Annotated in this window: 1 protein-coding gene and 1 pseudogene; both read left to right on the plus strand. The window is 58.6% G+C overall.

Features of this window, described 5'->3' with window-relative positions:
- Positions 1-927: 927 nt before the first annotated feature.
- A pseudogene (locus ACFXN1_RS50415) lies at positions 928-1190 on the plus strand (transposase); the annotation flags it as partial.
- Between the two features lie 35 nt (positions 1191-1225).
- Positions 1226-1775 (plus strand): LLM class flavin-dependent oxidoreductase (locus tag ACFXN1_RS50420; RefSeq protein WP_379464111.1); only part of this gene is annotated, 550 nt, incomplete at its 3' end.

A 1775-nucleotide genomic window follows, 5' to 3' on the forward strand; every position in this document is an offset into this window, starting at 1 on the left:
CGAGATACTAAACAAACTCGATCACAGATAGTTTCAGATCACTTCAGAGAGCCAACTCCGCCAAACTGAGCCCTATTCAATCGCCACAGTCCACCCCAGGGCTCTCGACGCAATACATCGATGCTTCCCTCCGGCAACGCGCAATGGCACGGCTACATACCACGAACTCCGCATAGACAGCGCCAAAAGGGAAACTAGGTCGACAGAAGCATGACCACCATTTATAATGAGGAGGTGACTCGCCGATGGCGGATTGCGGGGCCCGAACAGGCAACCTCGCTCAGCGCTACACAACGAGAGTATGAGTAAACCGTTGGGCTTGGCTTCAAAGATTTCCAGTGGGCCAGCGACGCTCACCCAGTGAGATGAATTTTTTGTGCAGCACAAACATATCTCCACATTTCCTTACTATCTTCCACCAACCGACTCGTAAGCCGAGGGAGGCAGTCTTTCGGATTGCGAGGCTCCCCCTGTAGGGCGCTGAGCCTGCAATCGACTGCATTCTATTTTCGAGTCGGTGCCGCTGGCCCCGACAGCCACCATTCAAGGGATGCGCCGGGGTGTTGCGCCTTATACCCGAATTTGAATGTGTGAAGCAAGTAACACCTTATGTGTCGGAGTCCTTTAGTGTCTATTACCAATACGATACCTATCGGTTCCATATCGATACCTATGTAAGGATTGCTCGATAACACGACACCCCTTGGCGCCGACAACTTATCCTGCAGCTTCGTCAGTTCGACAGAGCTATAACTAGTGACTTATGAGCGTTGCCCAGGTAAATCTCGCAGCATGCACCGGTTTCATGGCGATACTGGCTGGCGTGACGTCGAAGCATGACCTTGAGATGGTGACCTGACCCCGTGATTTCGGTCCGGGGAGTGAGAGCCTTGCGGCCCACGGAGTGGGCGGGAAGGCTCGAAGACCATGGCGACACGCAAGGGGCACACCCCTGAACAGGTCGTGCGCAAGCTGAGCGAGGCCGATCGGCTGTTGGGCGAGGGCAAGGACGTCGCCGATGCGTGCCGGACCCTGCAGATCACCGAGGCCACCTACTACCGGTGGCGCAACCAGTTCGGCGGCCTGAAGGCCGACGACGCCAAACGATTGAGGACCTCGAACACGAAAACTCCACCCTGAAAAGACTTCTCGCCGAAGCCGAGTTGGAGAAGGCAGCGTTGAAGGAGATCGAGGCATACAGTTCGCCGGAAAACACGCCGAGCTGCTGTTCACTGGCGGCGCCAACGAGGACAGCGTACGTGACATTATCGCCAAGGTCCGCGGGGCCGCGGTCGAGCACGGCCGGAAGTCCGACGACGTCCGATTTGTGGTCCAGGGCGGCGTGGTCGTCGGACGAACCCCCGAGGAGGCCCGGGCAAAGCTGGCCGAGTACCAGCGCCACGCGAGTATCGACGGCGTTCTCGCCTACGCCAGCCTGCCGTTCGACCCGACCGCCCATCCGCCGGAGACCCCGCTGAAGGAGTTGGTCAGTGAGGAGAACTTCGGATACTTCCGCCGGTTCGGCATCGATAAATCGGTCGGCGAACTCCTCAGCAGCTTCAGCGATTTGGCCGCCGGCCCGTTCTTCGTCTGCGGCACACCGGAGGTGGTCGCCGACGAGATCGAACGTTGGCTCGACGATATCGGTATCGACGGCATCAACCTGCGCCAATACCACTCCTTCGACACCGCAAGGGACTTCATCGAGCTGGTGGTGCCCGCGCTGCGGGAACGCGGCCGACTGCGGAAGAACTACGTCGAGGGCGAGTCACTGC

It is taken from the genome of Nocardia sp. NPDC059154 (assembly GCF_042755705.1).
GTDB lineage: Bacteria > Actinomycetota > Actinomycetes > Mycobacteriales > Mycobacteriaceae > Nocardia.